General features: G+C 40.7%; 11 protein-coding genes. 7 read left to right on the top strand and 4 right to left on the bottom strand.

Features of this window, described 5'->3' with window-relative positions:
- The first annotated feature begins 739 nt into the window (after positions 1-739).
- Positions 740-1,327: a hypothetical protein gene (locus tag Q0976_RS17450; protein ID WP_299495151.1), complete on the top strand. Its 588-nt coding sequence runs from the start codon at positions 740-742 to the stop codon at positions 1,325-1,327.
- Between the two features lie 56 nt (positions 1,328-1,383).
- Here the strand turns inward: Q0976_RS17450 and Q0976_RS17445 are convergent, their stop codons facing one another.
- A complete protein-coding gene (locus tag Q0976_RS17445; RefSeq protein WP_299495150.1) occupies positions 1,384-2,241 on the bottom strand; it encodes an Ig-like domain-containing protein in 858 nt (285 codons plus the stop codon).
- A 329-nt stretch (positions 2,242-2,570) separates the two neighbouring features.
- A complete protein-coding gene (ycaO, locus tag Q0976_RS17440; RefSeq protein WP_299495149.1) occupies positions 2,571-4,334 on the bottom strand; it encodes a 30S ribosomal protein S12 methylthiotransferase accessory factor YcaO in 1,764 nt (587 codons plus the stop codon).
- A 277-nt stretch (positions 4,335-4,611) separates the two neighbouring features.
- Here ycaO and Q0976_RS17435 point away from each other — a divergent pair, with 277 nt between their 5' ends.
- On the top strand, positions 4,612-5,343 hold the full coding sequence (locus Q0976_RS17435; protein WP_299495148.1) for a TetR family transcriptional regulator: 732 nt from the start codon (positions 4,612-4,614) through the stop codon (positions 5,341-5,343).
- 62 nt (positions 5,344-5,405) lie between these two features.
- On the opposite strand, the gene cysK is transcribed toward Q0976_RS17435, so the two are convergent.
- Both cysK and cysZ read right to left on the bottom strand, forming a co-directional pair.
- Complete coding sequence (cysK, locus tag Q0976_RS17430) at positions 5,406-6,374, bottom strand: cysteine synthase A (RefSeq protein WP_299495147.1); 969 nt, start codon at positions 6,372-6,374, stop codon at positions 5,406-5,408.
- A 278-nt stretch (positions 6,375-6,652) separates the two neighbouring features.
- A complete protein-coding gene (gene cysZ / locus Q0976_RS17425) occupies positions 6,653-7,426 on the bottom strand; it encodes a sulfate transporter CysZ (RefSeq protein WP_299495146.1) in 774 nt (257 codons plus the stop codon).
- A gap of 254 nt (positions 7,427-7,680) precedes the next feature.
- On the opposite strand from cysZ, the gene Q0976_RS17420 reads away from it, so the two are divergent.
- From Q0976_RS17420 to Q0976_RS17400, 5 genes are all read left to right on the top strand, one after another.
- Positions 7,681-11,097, top strand: coding sequence for a chromosome segregation protein SMC (locus tag Q0976_RS17420; RefSeq protein WP_299495145.1), 3,417 nt, complete (start codon positions 7,681-7,683; stop codon positions 11,095-11,097).
- Between the two features lie 23 nt (positions 11,098-11,120).
- On the top strand, positions 11,121-12,344 hold the full coding sequence (gene zipA, locus Q0976_RS17415) for a cell division protein ZipA (RefSeq protein ID WP_299495144.1): 1,224 nt from the start codon (positions 11,121-11,123) through the stop codon (positions 12,342-12,344).
- Between the two features lie 69 nt (positions 12,345-12,413).
- Positions 12,414-14,474 (top strand): NAD-dependent DNA ligase LigA, encoded by a 2,061-nt coding sequence (gene ligA / locus Q0976_RS17410; protein WP_299495143.1) that lies wholly within the window; start codon positions 12,414-12,416, stop codon positions 14,472-14,474.
- Between the two features lie 443 nt (positions 14,475-14,917).
- Positions 14,918-16,624, top strand: coding sequence for a hypothetical protein (locus tag Q0976_RS17405; RefSeq protein ID WP_299495142.1), 1,707 nt, complete (start codon positions 14,918-14,920; stop codon positions 16,622-16,624).
- A gap of 304 nt (positions 16,625-16,928) precedes the next feature.
- Positions 16,929-17,318 (top strand): hypothetical protein, encoded by a 390-nt coding sequence (locus Q0976_RS17400; protein ID WP_299495141.1) that lies wholly within the window; start codon positions 16,929-16,931, stop codon positions 17,316-17,318.
- Positions 17,319-17,401 lie beyond the last annotated feature (83 nt).

The following is a 17,401-nucleotide window of genomic DNA, read 5'->3' as shown; positions in this document are numbered from 1 at the left end:
TTTAACAAAGCGTAAAACACGTTTAGTGAACCCTGTTTTATAACAAGAATGAAGACAGCACTTGTCGCTCTTTTGTATGGCGTTATCGCTTATTGATGGACGACTTCAAGATCGTTCATTCACATGGCTGTACTGTGATCACAATATTTGTTCATCCATAAACATCTGATGGGTAAGATAGAGCAACATTTGGAATCAAAGCTGAGATTACGAGACCGTATAAGCTCTGCTTTGTATAAATAACTGAAAAACTGCTCTAATATTTACAGATGTGACTTATAATCGGTGAGAGTAACATATTGGCGGCTAATACGCTTATTGAAAGTCACCTTCATCTGCTGGATACAGCTAATTACATTTTATTTTCCTTTGTAACTTGTGGTTATAACCAGAGTATCGAAATTATTTTTATTATTAATTTAAGTCATTGAAAATAAATGAGCATATTAAAATAAAGGTTGTTTTTATTATTAACAACATTGTTAATTAAAGTGAGTTATTAGTTTCTTATGTGTTTTTTATTTTTCTGCGTACTGTAAACTAAGTAACAAACGTTTAATTTGGTTAAGATGTCAATTTTGATATTTTAGTGATTAAAAACAGATTGTTATTATTATTTTTTATGTTTTTTTTAAATCAAACTAGATTAATTAATATCATTTATATGTTTATATCTTGTATATGATTACTGTAAGCTGATGATGAAGTTTATCATTAAATATAATAAAAAGAGGGTGGTATGGGAGATATTGTTAAGCAGAAAATGTATGGAGGCTACTTTGTTTTAAAAAGTAATTACTGGGAAATTTTTGGTAATGAATATAAGTCGGTCGTTGGCAGCGAACAAAAAATTAATCTAGGTTCCTTAACGGATATCAAAATTGTTGCATCATTTGAATTTAATTTAGGCCCGAGAGTAGAAACCTCACTTTGGCATAATGTATATACGTTAAAGAACTGGAAACTGATTGCTCAAGAAGATGAGTTTAAGGGAGAGGTTAATGCAATTGTGGCAAACAAATTTGAAACAATCGCTGAAGATAGCAGTATGAAAGCATCTGAATTCCAAGCAATGCTCAATTATATGCGACTTATTACTCAGCAAATTGAAGCGGTTAATAATAGAGTTACCACGGTGAATAATGACTTAAAGTCTTCAATTACAGAAGTAAAGCAGAGAGTCACTGTTGTAGACGATGTGTCGGCAAAATTGCAAAAAGTGGCCGTTGCAGTCAATGACTGTGAAACGAAAATATCTAATAATATCATTGATATTGCACTCAATACTTTGAGTTTACAAGATAATGATCTGACAGTGATGAGCTAGAATCATCACTGTCAGATCAGTTAAGCATATGCGTTTACTTTTATGGGCGTAGTTGGTCAACTACTGAGTTTATCTTTAGTATACTGGATAGGTTGACTTGTCGAAATGGAAGATTGATTACCTGAGATGTCATAGCTCGTTAGTGTTGCTGTAATTTGTTGAGCAGCAAGCACATCTTGATAATCAATATCTAGACTAAAGTACCCGTGTGTGTCGATTCGAGTGATATATTGATGATGATTGATTGTGATAGTGACTTTATCATTTTCAGAGAATTGGTATTTGGCTAGGCCTTTTACTGTGACTTTATTGTTTGCTACTTCAGAAGGTGGCTGTTTATGAACATGTATGGGGCATAGTGTCAGGTCGATATAAGGACCGACTAACATGACGTTATATTGTTTAACTTTACTGGTACAAAATATATTATGCTTTTCATCTTTAATACGATAGCGAACCGTAATATGATCATGTTCTGCCAGAATGAAACCTGGAATATCAATGCTAAAGTGTCCACTTAAATCCAAGTGAGTACAATATTGATTGTTTTTAAGGTCGATTTGGATCTCTCCATTGGGTTCGATATCCCCTTTAACATAACCTGACACCTTAATGTCTCTAGATGCTTCAATAATATTGATGATGTTATTAGTGGTAATATCATTAATGACTAATTCTGTGAGTGGAGTGGAGGAGTATGCCATGGGCTGTGACTTTATTTGTCTATGGCAGATCTCACTCCCGTTATTTAGAGTTAAAGAGAAAATTGAGTCTTGGTTAAATAAAATCATTTCGCCTTCATTAATATAGTCTGTTTCATGCAGAGATAAAGTTTCTCCTTGATGATCTTTGACTTTCAATAATCCAGAGACAGACTTAACAATTGCACTTTGCGGGGTAATATAGATACTCATACCTAGATACTCTCAATATTCGCCAGTGAATAACAGAAAGACTTTTTACGATTAATAAGATATTGACTATTAGATAAATACTACTCAATAAAATCAATAAAAAGTGTTATGTATAAAGAATGGCAATAATAATAGCCGTGTTTTGAGGATAAAAAAACCTTCTATTTGTAGCTAAATATGTCAATTGTAAATGTTAAGTTTAGGTTCAGCTTTGTTATATGGAGTTGATTATCTGTTAATTAAATTGTTTAATAAAAAAGCCAGTTAACATCGGTTAACTGGCCTTGTTATTTAAGCGTGTTATCGTAATAAAACCTTATTGATAAGCATTAGCCCCATTGCGTGAATTTTGCCTTGGCTTGTTGTAATTTATCGTAGGCTTTCAATAAGCTTTGATGTTTATTAAAGCCAAGTAAGTCATCGATATTGACTAAATCATACCCTTGGCTTTTACCCATCACATGAGCCTTAGCCGCTTGATAATCGACTTGTGTGTACATACGAATAAGTTTAGCTTCATATTCATGCAAATCCTTACCTTCCATCAGCACTGTGATAATGGCTTTGATGGCATGATAAAAACGTAAACGTTTTTGCTGAGCTGGGCTTATTCCGCCGGCATTAAAATCGGTGGTCCACATGGCCCAGTCAAAGGCGGTGTCGTGATCGTTTGTGGCTAATGCTAATAAACACCTTAACTCACCAATACGCAAGGTCGCCCAAGGAGAGCTGGCATCCACACCTAAGCCTAAAAGTTGATCAAGTGGTTGGAATTCATCTAAATCTAACGCATCAATTTCATCAATAATCTCTTGACTTAATGTGACATTTTGACAGTCATTGATCCATTGTTGAATAAGCTTACGCAACGCCATGGCGCGGTTATTATTGACCCAGCTAAGCTCATATACAGGATAAATTTCAGAATATCCAGGCACCAGTACACGGCAAGCATACGTCTCTAAATGGGCATAGTCAGCAATATATACATCAGCGCCTAAGGCATGGAATTTATTCAGTAATTGAGTGTATTCTTCTTCTGTGTTGCCTTGAAAATTCCAATCACTAAAGGCAAAATCAGCAGTGTCTTTAAACAGATCCCAAGAAATAAGCCCTGAAGAGTCAATAAAATGGGTTTCAAGGTTGGTGTGATCCGCTACTTCGTCGTTATCAAAGGATGGACTCGGAAAAATATCCAAATCTTTAAGACTGCGACCTTGCAGTAATTCGGTGACGGTGCGCTCAAGGGCAATCTCAAATCTGGGATGTGCACCAAAAGAGGCGAAGCAGCCGCCGTTTTCAGGGTTAAATAGGGTCACGCAAATAACTGGGTATTCGCCGCCTAAAGAGGCATCAAAGCAAGTGATTGGAAAGCCTTGTTGCTCTAATTCTTTAATTGATTCAACCACTGTTGGGAAGCGGGCAATCACATCGCTGGGTATTTCAGGTAGTGAAATGGCCTCTGCAATGATTTTATTTTTAACAAAGCGCTCAAAGCACTCCGATAAAGCTTGAGTACGGGCTTCGGTTTTTGTATTGCCAGCAGACATGCCGTTACTGACAAATAAATTACCGACGATATTCATTGGAATATAGGTTAATTCACCTGTAGATTGATGCGTGAAGGGTAGGGCACATATGCCTCTATCATGGTTGCCAGATTGAATATCAATTAGTGTATTAAGATTGAGATCGCCTTCAGGATCGTAATGTTCCCATAAAGAAGCGTTCATTAGTCCATGAGGCCGAGCTTCAGTCCCGATAGGGAACCATTGCTCATTAGGGTAATGGACAAATTCACTATTAGCGACTTGTTCACCGAGATGAAAATCAGCAAAAAAGTAATTACAGGCTAAACGTTCAAAATATTCTCCTAATGCGCTGGCAAGGGCTGCGTCACGACTGGCACCTTTACCATTGGTAAAACAGGCAGGACAATTTTTATCACGAATATGAACAGACCAAACGTAGGGCACAGGGTTTAACCAAGATGCTTCTTCAATATCAAATCCTAGCTCTGCGAGCCTTTTTTGCATGATGGCAATAGAGACTTCTAAAGCTTCATCTTTACCCGGAATATATGTGTGGTTCATTACGACCTCTAAATAGCTAAATAGGATAAGTCGCTCAATAAATTGTACTGTGATTATTGAGAATATCGACTAGGCAGGGATTGTATCGTTTAGAGCATAAGAGTAGCAATCATCATAGTCATTATCCGTCATTTTTTTATCTTTTTTTTGTCAAAAAAACCGACTATGCTGGGTTTCTTGCCATTGTTCATATCCTGTATTGCAATGCAAGGAAACGACATTGCAGTGAACTCAAGCACCATGCTGCATGGATGAAAGACAACAGGGATAACAAACTATGTTGCAGCCTTTAGTATATGTGGGGCGAAAAGCGAGTCGAAAAGATGGCCAAGCACGAAGAATTGCGATTTTAGAAGCCACTTTAGCAGTGATTGTTCAAGAAGGCATAAGGGGTGTGCGTCATCGAGCCGTGGCTAAACAGGCTCAAGTGCCTCTAGCGTCTACGACTTATTATTTTAGTGATATTAAATCTTTAATCAGTGATGCGCTGACCTATTTTGCTGAGAAGCATCTATGGATGAGAGAGAAATTGGAACATAAGAGTTGGGGGTTGCTCAATGAATGGTCTCCAGAATGTTTACAACAAAATGATAAACAACAACTTATTCAAGCATTAAGTGACATTGCTTGCAGTTTTGTACAAGCGAAAGTGGCTCAAACTGATGATTGTATTATTGAAATGGCATTTCATGAGGAAGCATTACGTAACCCTCAACTTGCTGTGGCGGTGAGTCGTTTAAATGAGGCAATGCTCAATAGTATTGAACGCTTTTTAAAACAAGTGGACTCAAAGGCATCTTATATTGACGCTCATCAAGTATTAGGGGTGATAAAGTGGTTGGAGTATCAATATTTAGTGCATATCAGTGCAGCACAATATGATCATCAACATTATGGTACAAGAGGGATGTTAAAAGAAAGAACAAGTGAATTAAGTCAAAAAAATAAAATGATTGAGGGTCACCTAAAACCGATTGTCTCTGTCATGGTAGCTAATGCAATAGGCTGAATGCCCTTATTGTATATTAAAATATAAAGGGGCATTCAGCTTCTTATTGAGTTTATACCTTGTTACTGTACGTTTTCAGCGTCACTAAATTCGCCTTGGAAGAGTACAGAAGATAAATAACGCTCAGCCGCAGAAGGTAAAATAACAACAATGGTTTTATCTTTGAATTCAGGCAGTGCAGCAATTCGGTTAGCGGCAACAACTGCAGCCCCTGAAGAAATGCCGACTAAAATACCTTCTTCTTTCATGAGCCTTAACGACATATCAATGGCATCTTCATTGGTAATAGTTTCAACACGATCAATAAGATTAATGTCTAAGTTACCGGGAATAAACCCTGCGCCAATACCTTGAATTTTATGTGGGCCAGGTTGAATTGTTTGTCCTGCTAATGTTTGCTGAATAACGGGAGAATCAACAGGTTCAACAGCAACGGATGTGATGGCTTTCCCTTGGGTATTCTTAAGGTAACGACTTATGCCAGTAATTGTGCCTCCTGTTCCCACACCAGCAACAACAACATCGACTTCACCGTCGGTATCGTTCCAAATTTCTGGACCTGTGGTTTTTTCATGTATTTCAGGGTTAGCAGGGTTATTAAATTGCTGTAATAACACGTACTTTTCAGGTGCAGATTGACGAATTTCTTCGGCTTTATCAATGGCACCTTTCATGCCCTTAGCCCCTTCTGTTAGCACTAAATGTGCGCCTAACGCTTTTAGTAACTTACGTCTTTCTAAGCTCATCGTATTAGGCATCGTCAGGGTTAACTTGTAACCTCGAGCTGCTGCAACATAGGCTAAAGCAATACCCGTATTACCTGATGTGGGTTCAATGAGCTCTTTGTCTTTGGTGAGTGTCCCTTTCTTCTCTGCATCCCAAATCATATTCGCACCGATCCGGCATTTCACACTGAAACTGGGATTACGGGCTTCTACTTTGGCTAAGACATAACCTTGACTAACGCGGTTTAGGCGGACGAGCGGGGTATGGCCAATTGTTTGTGAATTATCGTCGAAAATTTTACTCATGAGCTACTTTCCTTTTTTGTGGACCTCCCAAGCATAATCTCCTTGAGCGCCAATAGAAGTGATTGTTTGTTCTTCTTTATAACTTTTGGTTATTAAAAGTCTGTTGTATATTCTATGTTATAAAAAAAAACTTTTTTCTCATAGTGTTAATTAGTATTGGCTAAAATGAAATATGGCGATACTGGCAGTGATTTAGCTATAGGGTTTGGTTAAGTATTGCGCATACTTTTATTTTAAGCAGTATGCGCTTTATTTTAATACACTGTTTTTTGAGGCCGTTAATCTGGCGCTATCAATGAATTTTTATAATCAGCACGATATTTATCATTCCACATTGCTGTTGCGCCACAAATGGCGACAGGCATCACAATGAAGTTAATAATAGGGATCATTGAAAATAAAGTGACCATAGCGCCAAAACTAAAGCTGCTACCTTTATTTTGTGTTAATGCCGTTTTCATATCACTGAAAGGCACTTTGTGATTATCAAAAGGATAATCACAATATTGAATGGCCATCATCCATGCGGTAAACAAGAACCACAAAACAGGGGCGACAGTTTGACCAAGTAAAGGCACCCAAAACAAAATTAAAAATACCAAAGCACGTGGAAGGTAATATTTCAGTTTTATCCACTCACGAGAAAGTGTACGGGGAATATCTTTAATCACGTCCAGATTTGAGCCAGTATTCATTGACTGACCCGATAGTAATTGTTCGACCTTTTCGGCCAGTAAACCATTAAAAGGGGCGGCAAGCCAATTCATGACGGAACTAAAGATGAAAGAAGAGACAACCAGTAGGGTGATAATAGCCAGTGGCCATAAAATAAAATTGAGCCAACTTAAGTAACTGGGCAGTTGTGCTGAGAGCCAATCAAACACATGGGTTAATTGATTAACAGCCAGATAGAATAATCCGCTGAAAAGGATCAAATTGATAAGCAGAGGAATAAAAACAAAGCGGCGCAATCCCGGACGTTTGATGAGACTAAATCCCATGAGAAAATAATTCACGCCGCTTTTTTTGTTTGATTGATTTTGAGGTTCCATAAAGTCCATATTTGTTGAATTTGACACTAAATGCTTAGATTGTGTTCCACTAGGCCTGAGATGACAAGTTAAAAGCGCCGATCAGGCAATAAAAGCATTACAAATTACGGCAGGCTTTGGTAAAGTGCAGAGATATTCTTATTTTTATCTATACTTGCATTATCCAAGGGAGCTTGAATGCATCATTTTGAGTATATTAACCCTTTAGGACGTGATGCAAGTTCTAGTTCTGACATGACCGACACACTGACAACATGAGACTCAAACAGATAAAATTGGCAGGATTTAAGTCGTTCACTGATGTCACTAAAATCCCTTTTATTCATCCACTGACAGCCATCGTTGGCCCTAATGGCTGCGGCAAATCCAATGTGATTGATGCCGTAAGGTGGGTGCTGGGTGAGAGTTCAGCTAAAAATCTGCGTGGTGAAGCCATGACAGATGTCATTTTTAATGGTTCCACTGCCCGCCGGCCTGTTTCTGTGGCCAGTGTCGAGCTGTCGTTTGAAAATATTGATGGTCGTTTATTAGGCGAGTATGCCAGTTATCAAGCGATTGCGGTCAAACGTCAAGTGAGCCGAGAAGGAGATTCTCATTATTTCTTAAATGGGCAAAAGTGCCGCCGCCGAGATATTACTGATTTGTTTATGGGAACGGGCCTAGGTCCGCGCAGTTATGCCATCATTGAACAAGGCACCATCTCTAGACTCATCGAATCTAAACCTCAAGAGCTTAGGGTGTTTATTGAAGAAGCGGCGGGGATCTCCCGTTATAAAGAACGTCGCCGTGAAACTGAAAACCGCATGCGTCATACTCGAGAAAATTTAGAACGACTCAGTGATATTCGCATTGAACTTGCAAAGCAATTAGAAAAACTTTCAGAGCAATCAAAAGTGGCGCTTGAATATCGGCAGTTAAAGCAGACTGAACGACAACAAGAAGCACAGCTGTTAGTCATGCGTTATCAAGAACTTCAAGATCAAAGTGATACTTTAACATCACAGTTGAGTGAACTTGAGTTAACCATGGCAGCGGAGTCGGCGAAATTACAAGCGTTGGAATTATCCTTGACTCAGTGGCAAGTCTCATTAAATCAGCTCGATAAAGAAGAACAAACCCAAGTAGAAGCATGCTATTTAGCCAAAAACCATATCAACCAACTTGAGCAGGCATTAAGCCATCGTCAGCAGCAAGAACAGAGTTTACAATCACGCCTGAGCGAGTTAAATACCGCGATGACAGGACTTGAAAAAAAGCACCAGCATGATGAGCAAATCCATAAAGGCTTGCAAATAGAGATTGAAAAACATCAGGCTGACCATACCTATATGCAGGTCGCGTTGAGTGACAATAAGTCAGTACTTGTACAATTAAATGAAAAAATGACTCGCCTCAATGAGGCGCTTAAACAACAAAATGATGTTGTGAGTCAGCTGACGTTGTCTTTTGAGTTAACCAGTAAACAACATGAACATCATCAGGTTATTTACCGTCAAAAATTGCGTCAACAAGAAAAAACCGCCGAGCAAATACAGGTATTGCAGGCACGTTTGCTTGAAGATGAATCCCCGCAGTGGGCGCAACAACTCAAAGACAAACAGCATCAGCGTGAGAAGTACACGTCACTGGCACAAGATATTCAAGGGCAAATTACGGCGCAAAGCCAAGCAAAAAACTCTATTCAAGCCGAGGAATCTTTGCTGAATCAGTCTCTGGCAGAAAAGCAAGGCCGGTTAAGTGTGGTAGAGAGTTTGTTACATACTGAAGATAACGTGCAGACTGAGCAAGCATTGTGGCAACAATTAGAGGTTAAGCCCGGCTGGGAAAAAGCGGTGGAATGGGTATTTGATGGTTTACTCAATATGCCGACGCTTGTGGGGGCGCATCAAGAAGGGTTTACTTTACATGATCTTTATAAGGATGAGGTCATTCAAGCCAAAGTGAATCTTTCTCCTTGGTTAACCCACGTTCATTGGGTGAATGATAAGGCTGCCGCATTAGCGCTGTTACCTGAGCTGAAAAGTGATGACATGATGGTCACTGCCGATGGGTTTATGATTGGGCAAGGTTTTGTGCTCAAGAAAGCCACGGCCAGTGATAATGTCGCTTGGGTGCAGCTCAAGCGTGAGCAAAGTGAATTAATCGCCCATGTGGCAGAGCTTAAGCAAGGTTTAATACAAGTTCATCAAGCCTTAGAAGAAACCCAAGAGTGTTTGGCAGAGCTCAATGCGCGGCAAGGGGATAACCGAGAGGTGTTACAAGCTTGCCAGCTAAGTATTGCCTCTTTGACTTCAAAAATGACTGAAAGGGCGCAGCAACAAGCGCATAATCAAGAACAGCTTGAGCAATTACAACAAGATAATCAAAGTCTAACCGCTGAAATGGTCACAGAACGCTCGAGAATAGATGCGTTGTCTGCTGAGCAGAGTGTATTAAACGGTAGTTTAGGGATAGAGCGAGATAAAAAACATCAATTAGAAGAGACAAGGAAGGTCGAACAATGCCAATTAAATGAAAAAAACACATCGCTAACTCAGTCCGACAGTTGTTATCAACATTCGTTAAATCAGTTGCAATCATTGACGATGCAATTAGCGGTTAATCAACAAAAAATAGATCAACATGCTCTCAGCATCAAAGAACTGCAGTCGGCAAAATCCAAGCTTAAGCAAACTCAATGTGAACAAAATGCGAATCAAGAGATTGATAGTATAGAGCAGTTACAGGGTAAGCTTTCACAAGTGTTGGCTGAACAAGCATTAAAAGATGAAAAATTAACCGAGATCCGTGCTCAACAAGCCCACATTCAGTTGTCATGTGATAGTGTCACTCAGGATAGAAAGCAATGGCAGGCTAAGGTTAACGAGTTGACGCAATCCATGAGTGCGATAAAATTGCGTCGTGAGGGAATTAACGGACAAATTAATAGCCAAATGAGCTTGTTGAAAGAGCATAATATTGATGTGTCCGATGTGATGGAAAATCTAGATTGTGAATATTCGTCACACAAGCGCCAAAAAGCATTGGGAGCATTGCGACAACGCATTTCGGCTCTGGGGGCCATTAACCTTGCAGCAATTGAAGAATATGAACAACAAAGTGAACGTAAACATTATTTAGATAGTCAAGATCAAGACTTACATCAAGCATTAAAGAGTCTTGAAGCTGCTATCAATAAAATTGATAAAGAAACCAAAGTTCGTTTTAAAGAAACCTTCGATAAAGTGAACCAAGATTTAGGGCAACTGTTCCCTAAAGTATTTGGTGGAGGCAGCGCATATTTAGCGTTGACAGACGATGATCTGTTAGAAACAGGTGTCACTATTATGGCAAGACCACCGGGTAAAAAGAACAGTACGATACATTTGCTGTCAGGTGGGGAGAAAGCGTTAACAGCATTATCTTTAGTTTTTGCTATATTTAGACTGAATCCAGCGCCTTTTTGTATGCTAGATGAAGTTGATGCACCTTTAGATGATGCCAATGTCGAACGTTTTTGCCGTTTGGTGAAAGAAATGTCGCAAACGGTACAGTTTATTTATATTAGCCATAATAAGATCACCATGGAGCTGGCAGATCAACTTATTGGCGTTACTATGCATGAACCCGGTGTGTCACGCATAGTTGCGGTAGATATTGATGAAGCGTTAGCGATGGCTGACGCAGAATAAACATAGGAAAGACAGGGTAGCCAATGGAAAATTTGCAACTGGTATTGCTTATATTAGGTGCGATAGCAATTATCGCAGTGCTTGTGCATGGTTTTTGGTCCATTAGAAAACAGCAACCAAAATCATTGAAAGAAGTATCGCAAAAAGGATGTTTTACGGAGAAAACTGACAGAGATGCTGATGGTTTTGATGCTGATGGAATTGGAAAAGTGAGGGTGAGTAAAGCCAAGCCTAGGGTTTCGCCGAATATGAATCCTGTTCAAAGAGAGTCAAAGGCCACGAGAGGAAGAGGGCAACAATCTGCCGTGATGACGCCCACTCAAGAACATCGTTCATCTCCTCAACGGACAGAGCCAGTGGGGACGGGTGGCAGGCCTGTGCACAGGCAAGAAGATGTTGAGTCGGCTCAAGTGATAGCGTCACAAAATGTGGCTTCATCTCAACCAGAGCCTTTAGCAGAACATCAGGTTGATATTGAACACTTAACTGAGATGCCAGGTATTTCTGAGCCCTTCCCTAATGAGAAGAGAACACCAGAGAAAAGCATCAAAGAAGCGCCGTTAAAGAGCAGACAAGTGGATACATTGGCTCATCAAGATGCGCTTCTGTTTGGTTATGCTGAGCAAGAGGCTGAGCAAGAGGCTGAGCAAGGAAAACAAGACGTTATTGCTGAAGGCTCTCAGCAACAAGCTTCGCTGTACAGTGCTGCATCAAGTCAAAGCCAATCTCAGGTGCTGGGCTCAGAACATCAATCAGTGAACAATACATCAAAAGCTCAAGAAGCATTACCGCAAGAACAAAAAGAGGAAGTGAGTGAAACCTCAGAGCCACAAGATGTGTTGGTGTTACATGTCACAGCCAAGGAAGGAGAGATTTTTAATGGTGCAGAACTGCTTCCTTGTTTACTGGCCTTGAACTTTAAATTTGGGGAGATGAATATTTTTCATCGCCATCAAGATAATGCGGGTAAAGAGCAAGTCCTGTTTTCATTGGCTAACATGGTAAAACCTGGTGTATTTAATCCCGATCATATGGAGCAGTTTAATACGCAAGGGGTCGTTTTATTCATGACCTTGCCGTGTTATGGCGATGCCTTGATGAATTTTTCTATCATGCTCAATTGTGCCCATCAAATTGCCGATGATTTACAGGGGCAAGTGCTTGATGGCGGCCGAGAACGTTGGCTTGAGTCGACTAAGCAAGCATACTTACAACGTATTAAAAATCAATTAGCGCTATCGGCGTAATCCACTTTTTTCATTTTTTTAGAGGCTGTGCGATAAGCACAGCCTGATTTATTTTTGGGATTGAATTTAATGAACTCAGTACAAACTGAAATAGCGGCATTGACACAATTAATCAATGCTCATAATTACCGTTATTATGTGGATGATAACCCTAGTATTCCAGATGCTGAGTACGATCGTTTAATTAAGCAATTAACATTATTAGAACAAGCTCACCCCGAGTATCGTTTTGAAGACTCGCCTACACAGCGCGTAGGTGGAGAAGCGCTGCTCAAGTTTGATCAAATTACGCATTTAAAACGGATGTTGAGCTTAGATAATGTGTTTAACGAAATCGAGTTTGATGCCTTTAATAAACGCCTGACAGACAGAGTAGGTAAAGCATTAACTTATTGTTGTGAGCCTAAGTTGGATGGCTTAGCGGTGAGTATTGTGTATCGAAACGGTCTCTTTGAACGGGCTGCTACGCGAGGTGATGGTTTAGTAGGTGAAGACATTACCGAGAATGTGCGCACCATTAAGGCTATCCCCTTAAGCTTGAGAGGGGATGATTTTCCGCCTTTATTAGAAGTTCGGGGTGAAGTGATTATGCCTCAAGCGGCGTTTGATGCCCTCAATGAAAAAGCCAAGGCAAAAGGGGAAAAACTGTTTGTTAACCCTCGTAATGCGGCGGCAGGGAGTTTGAGACAACTTGACAGCAAAGTGACTGCCAGTCGGGCGCTTTCTTTTTATGCCTATGCCCTTGGGGTAGTAGAGCCCGCGACGTGGGGTTTAGCAAACACACATTTTGCCCAACTTGAACAGTTAAAAAGTTGGGGTGTTCCCGTTAGCCGTGAAGTGGCATTATGTGACAGCCCTAAAGCGGTGTTGGATTACTACAGCGATATTTTGAGTCGCCGGGATAAATTGGGATTTGAAATCGATGGCATGGTGATTAAAGTCAACGACATTGATGCTCAATTGGATTTAGGCTTTGTGGCGAAAGCCCCTCGTTGGGCGACAGCGTTTAAATTTCCGGCTCAAGAAGAGATGACCCGATTAGAAGGCGTGGACTTTCAAGTAGGTCGCACCGGTGCGATCACACCGGTTGCAAGGTTAAAGCCTGTCTTTGTGGGCGGTGTGACTGTCTCTAATGCGACTTTACATAATGCCGATGAAATTGCCCGCTTGGATGTGAAAGTGGGTGACAGTGTGATTATTCGCCGTGCGGGTGATGTCATTCCACAAATTGTGGCCGTTGTACTTGAAAATCGCGCCGCTAAGCTAAAAGAGAATGAGTCACAAGAAAATGAACCGCAAGAGGCTGAGCTTCAAGACATCGTCTTCCCGACAGCATGTCCTGTATGTGACAGTGACATTGAACGTATTGAAGGAGAAGCGGTGGCCCGCTGTACTGGGGGCTTATTTTGTGAAGCTCAGCGTAAAGAAGCCATTAAACATTTTGCGTCACGTAAGGCGCTCAATATTGATGGTATGGGCGACAAAGTGGTTGAACAGCTTATCGATAAAGAATTAGTGCAAAGCCCTGCCGACTTATTTCATGTGTCAGCATCGGCCATGACTATGCTGGACAGAATGGGCGTGAAATCGGCAACCAAACTGGTGAGTGCTATTAATGATGCCAAACAAACCACCTTTGCTCGCTTCTTATATGCTTTAGGTATTCGTGAAGTGGGTGAAGCCACTGCGGCCAATTTGGCCGCACATTTTAAAACCTTAGATGCTCTAAAAGCCGCCGCTGTGGAGGCGTTAATTGAAGTTGAAGATGTGGGGGGAATCGTGGCCCAACACTTAGTGCACTTTTTCAGCCAGCCTCATAATGTCGAAGTCATCGATAAACTCATCGAGGCGGGTGTTAGCTGGCCTGCTATTGAAGCCGTCGATGATGTGGCCTTGTCGTTGAAAGGGCAAACTTGGGTCCTAACGGGCACGCTAAATCAATTGAACCGGACTGATGCGAAAGCTCAGCTACAAGCGCTTGGTGCAAAAGTCGCTGGCAGTGTGTCGAAAAAGACCGATTGTTTAGTGGCGGGTGAAGCGGCAGGATCAAAGTTGACTAAAGCCCAAGATTTAGGCGTGAAAATTATCGATGAGGCCGAATTAATCGCCGTATTGGCAGCCGGCGCGTAAAGGACACACTCAATGTCATACTCTATGTCATATTAGCTGTTATATTAGTTGTTTTACAGGTTGCCATTATTCGCTCAATCAAGCCTATAAGCCCCTAGATTAGAGGGGCAGTTAATGAAGAATTCATGACTTATTTATGTTCGATTGACTGAACATCTACTTGATGAAGAGCATGGCTATTGTCATAGTCAGTTTTGTCAATCTGTTAAAATAAGGCATTGATAAGCTATTGAATAAAAGTGGACTAACAAGCCAGTGACAGCATGTCACTGGCTTTTTTAATGGGCGCTCTTAAGGGGAAATAGCACAGCATAGCAGAACATTAACGGATGCTTTTGTGACATTAAAAGCAGGTTAGCGTAATGAGCATTGGCTTAATGATAGCGTAATCAAAGTTGTTTTGAACCTTTAGCTCACCCTTTTTAATGTCAGGAGGACGTTTAATGAAACCGCTTCATTGTTTTTATTTGTTGCTTGTTGTGATGTTGTCGCCAGTGGTTAACGCGCTGGATTTGTCGAGTTACCAACATCGAGTGGATGAAATACTCACCCAATCTACAGTCTCACCTAATCATGACAATATGCTGGCGCTAAGCTATCAAGGCATAGAAAATACGGCCATGGTTGATGATATTATAGCTAACGTACAAACGGCTCGTATTCCTGACTTTAGCTTGATAAAACTCATTCGTATTTTACTCAATTCCGATCAATATGATGAACGTATATTATCGGGCATTGAACATTTTCCTTATTGGATCAGTCAAGGCGAGACCCAATATCAGTACTGGTCGGAAAATCATATGATCATGTGGATGTCCAGTGAATGGTTATTACATGAGCATTTTGGTCGTTTGCCTACGGCAAATTTAGAGCAAAGATTAAGGCATTATTTAGACTTAAAAGTCACTCACGGCTTTTATGAATTTAATTCACCGGTGTATTATAAATTTACCTTAGCAGGACTCCTTAATCTAGCGGACTTTGCCATAGACAGTGAGATCAAAGCGCAAGCTTCATTAGCGGCACAAAAATTATTAAAGCAGTTCCTACTCTTTACCACTGAGGCGGGCACCTATGCGCCGACAACGGGCCGCGCCTATACCGAGCATTATCGCAATCCAGGTAATCATGGGTTAATTTATTTACTCACAGGGAAGGGCAGTGTGCCACCAAATCCGGGGATGGATGTCAGCTTTCTGGCAACGAGTGCCTTGGATATGAGGCCAGTCCTTGATTCATGGCAAACGCAGTTCTCGGGGCAGTTTGTTAACAGTCATTCGTTAAGTGAAAGCTTTACCTTAAACAGTGAACTTAATCGTGAAGACAGAGCGGTATTTCAATGGAGCATGGGGGGCTATTTTGCACCTTCAGTAGCAGAAGATACATTATGGGCGATTAATCACTATGATCTCTCTGAGCATGAAGCCTTTAAAAATTTCGCGGGTATTCCTAATGCACTGCAATGGTTTGCAGATACTGCAGCAACTATAGGGGCCACATTTAGCCGCAGCTCTGTGCTGACCGGGGCGAGATTAAATCTGTATAAACAGGGAGGTTCGGCGTTAAGCTCCATGGATAATTATTGGGGGGGTTATTATGGTTATCAGCAATGGCCAATGGTCGCAGTGGCTGATGATATTGCGGTGTGGCCGTTATCGGGGAATGTCGATGATTGGTCGACTTACCGTCCATATACAGCCAATACGCATTTGCCTAAAGTGTTACAGCAAGATAATTTAGCCCTTATTTTATACTGGCCCAATACGGAGTTAAGTTTAGCCAATACTTTTGGTTTGGGTGAGATCAGCACTAAAGTCAATGTCTATTGGCCCGAGAGTGAGTTTGATGAGTGGCAACAAGAAGGTCGCTGGCTCGTCGGCCGCAAAGGAGACAGTTATGTGGCCATGTTTCGAGACTGTACTGATAAGAGCAACGGTATCTACAGCTGTAAAGGTGACAGAGGCAGACAAATGTGGGGCAGTTATGTGGGTAATGCACAAACCCATGGCAGTTACAGCGCCTTTGTGGATCTGATCCGTGCATCAAGTTATAAAGAAAGCTACACATGGAATTGGAAAGAATGGCAGTTTCAATATTATGGCCGCATTACTGTGGGAGATAAAAGCCTCAGCTATACATGGAAATAATATACGTTGAAGTCATGTATTTTTAGCGTGAGTACACTTATGATACTCATGGCAGTGACAGCGGTTATCCCTTGATGTGATAACCGCTCTTCTTACTCGCTTAGGATCATCCTTTCCCTTTTCTTTTTCATGATCATTACCACCTTAGACATTAGTCTTGTTTTGCTATAAAAACAGTCACTTAATAAGTTGTGCGATTGCAAGTGTTTCATTAGCCGCTATTATCCAACCCCTTTAAAACCTAAAGTTAACATTTGTTGCTTAAGGTTGGATCTGTCCTGTTAAAATTGTAAAAAAGGTAAACATGAACGTCTCAGTTGTTAAAAAAATACAAGCGCTTTTAGCGAATACTTGCTTAGTCAAGCGTGTCAAAAACTTACTTAAAGCCAGTGTCATCGCCTTGGGGCTATGTTGTGCTTTTGGGGTGAATGCGGGGCATAAAGTGGGGGTGGTGACCCATGTATTCACCTACACCAACAGCGATCGTATTTTGGTGAAATTGGATAACATGCCCGAAAAATCAATATGCAAAGGCAAAGATTATTTTGCTATTGCGGATAATGTGCCTGCGGATCGTCGTCATCAAGTCTTATCTCGTTTATTAACCGCCTTCGCCACAGGTAAAAAAACGGTTATTTATTACAGTGATAAAGACTGTGCTCACGATAAACCAAAAATTATTCGTGTAGGTTAATGTTTAGTTGAGCTTATGTCACCGTTGGCAGTTTTGAGATTGCTCCTCTATTCAGTGAGTGTCAGCTAGAATCTAAGCGTTGA

Source organism: uncultured Shewanella sp., from assembly GCF_947501665.1.
Taxonomy (GTDB): domain Bacteria; phylum Pseudomonadota; class Gammaproteobacteria; order Enterobacterales; family Shewanellaceae; genus Shewanella.
The sequence above is the reverse complement of the archived record's forward strand: the minus strand, read 5'-3'. Positions and strand labels throughout refer to the sequence as shown.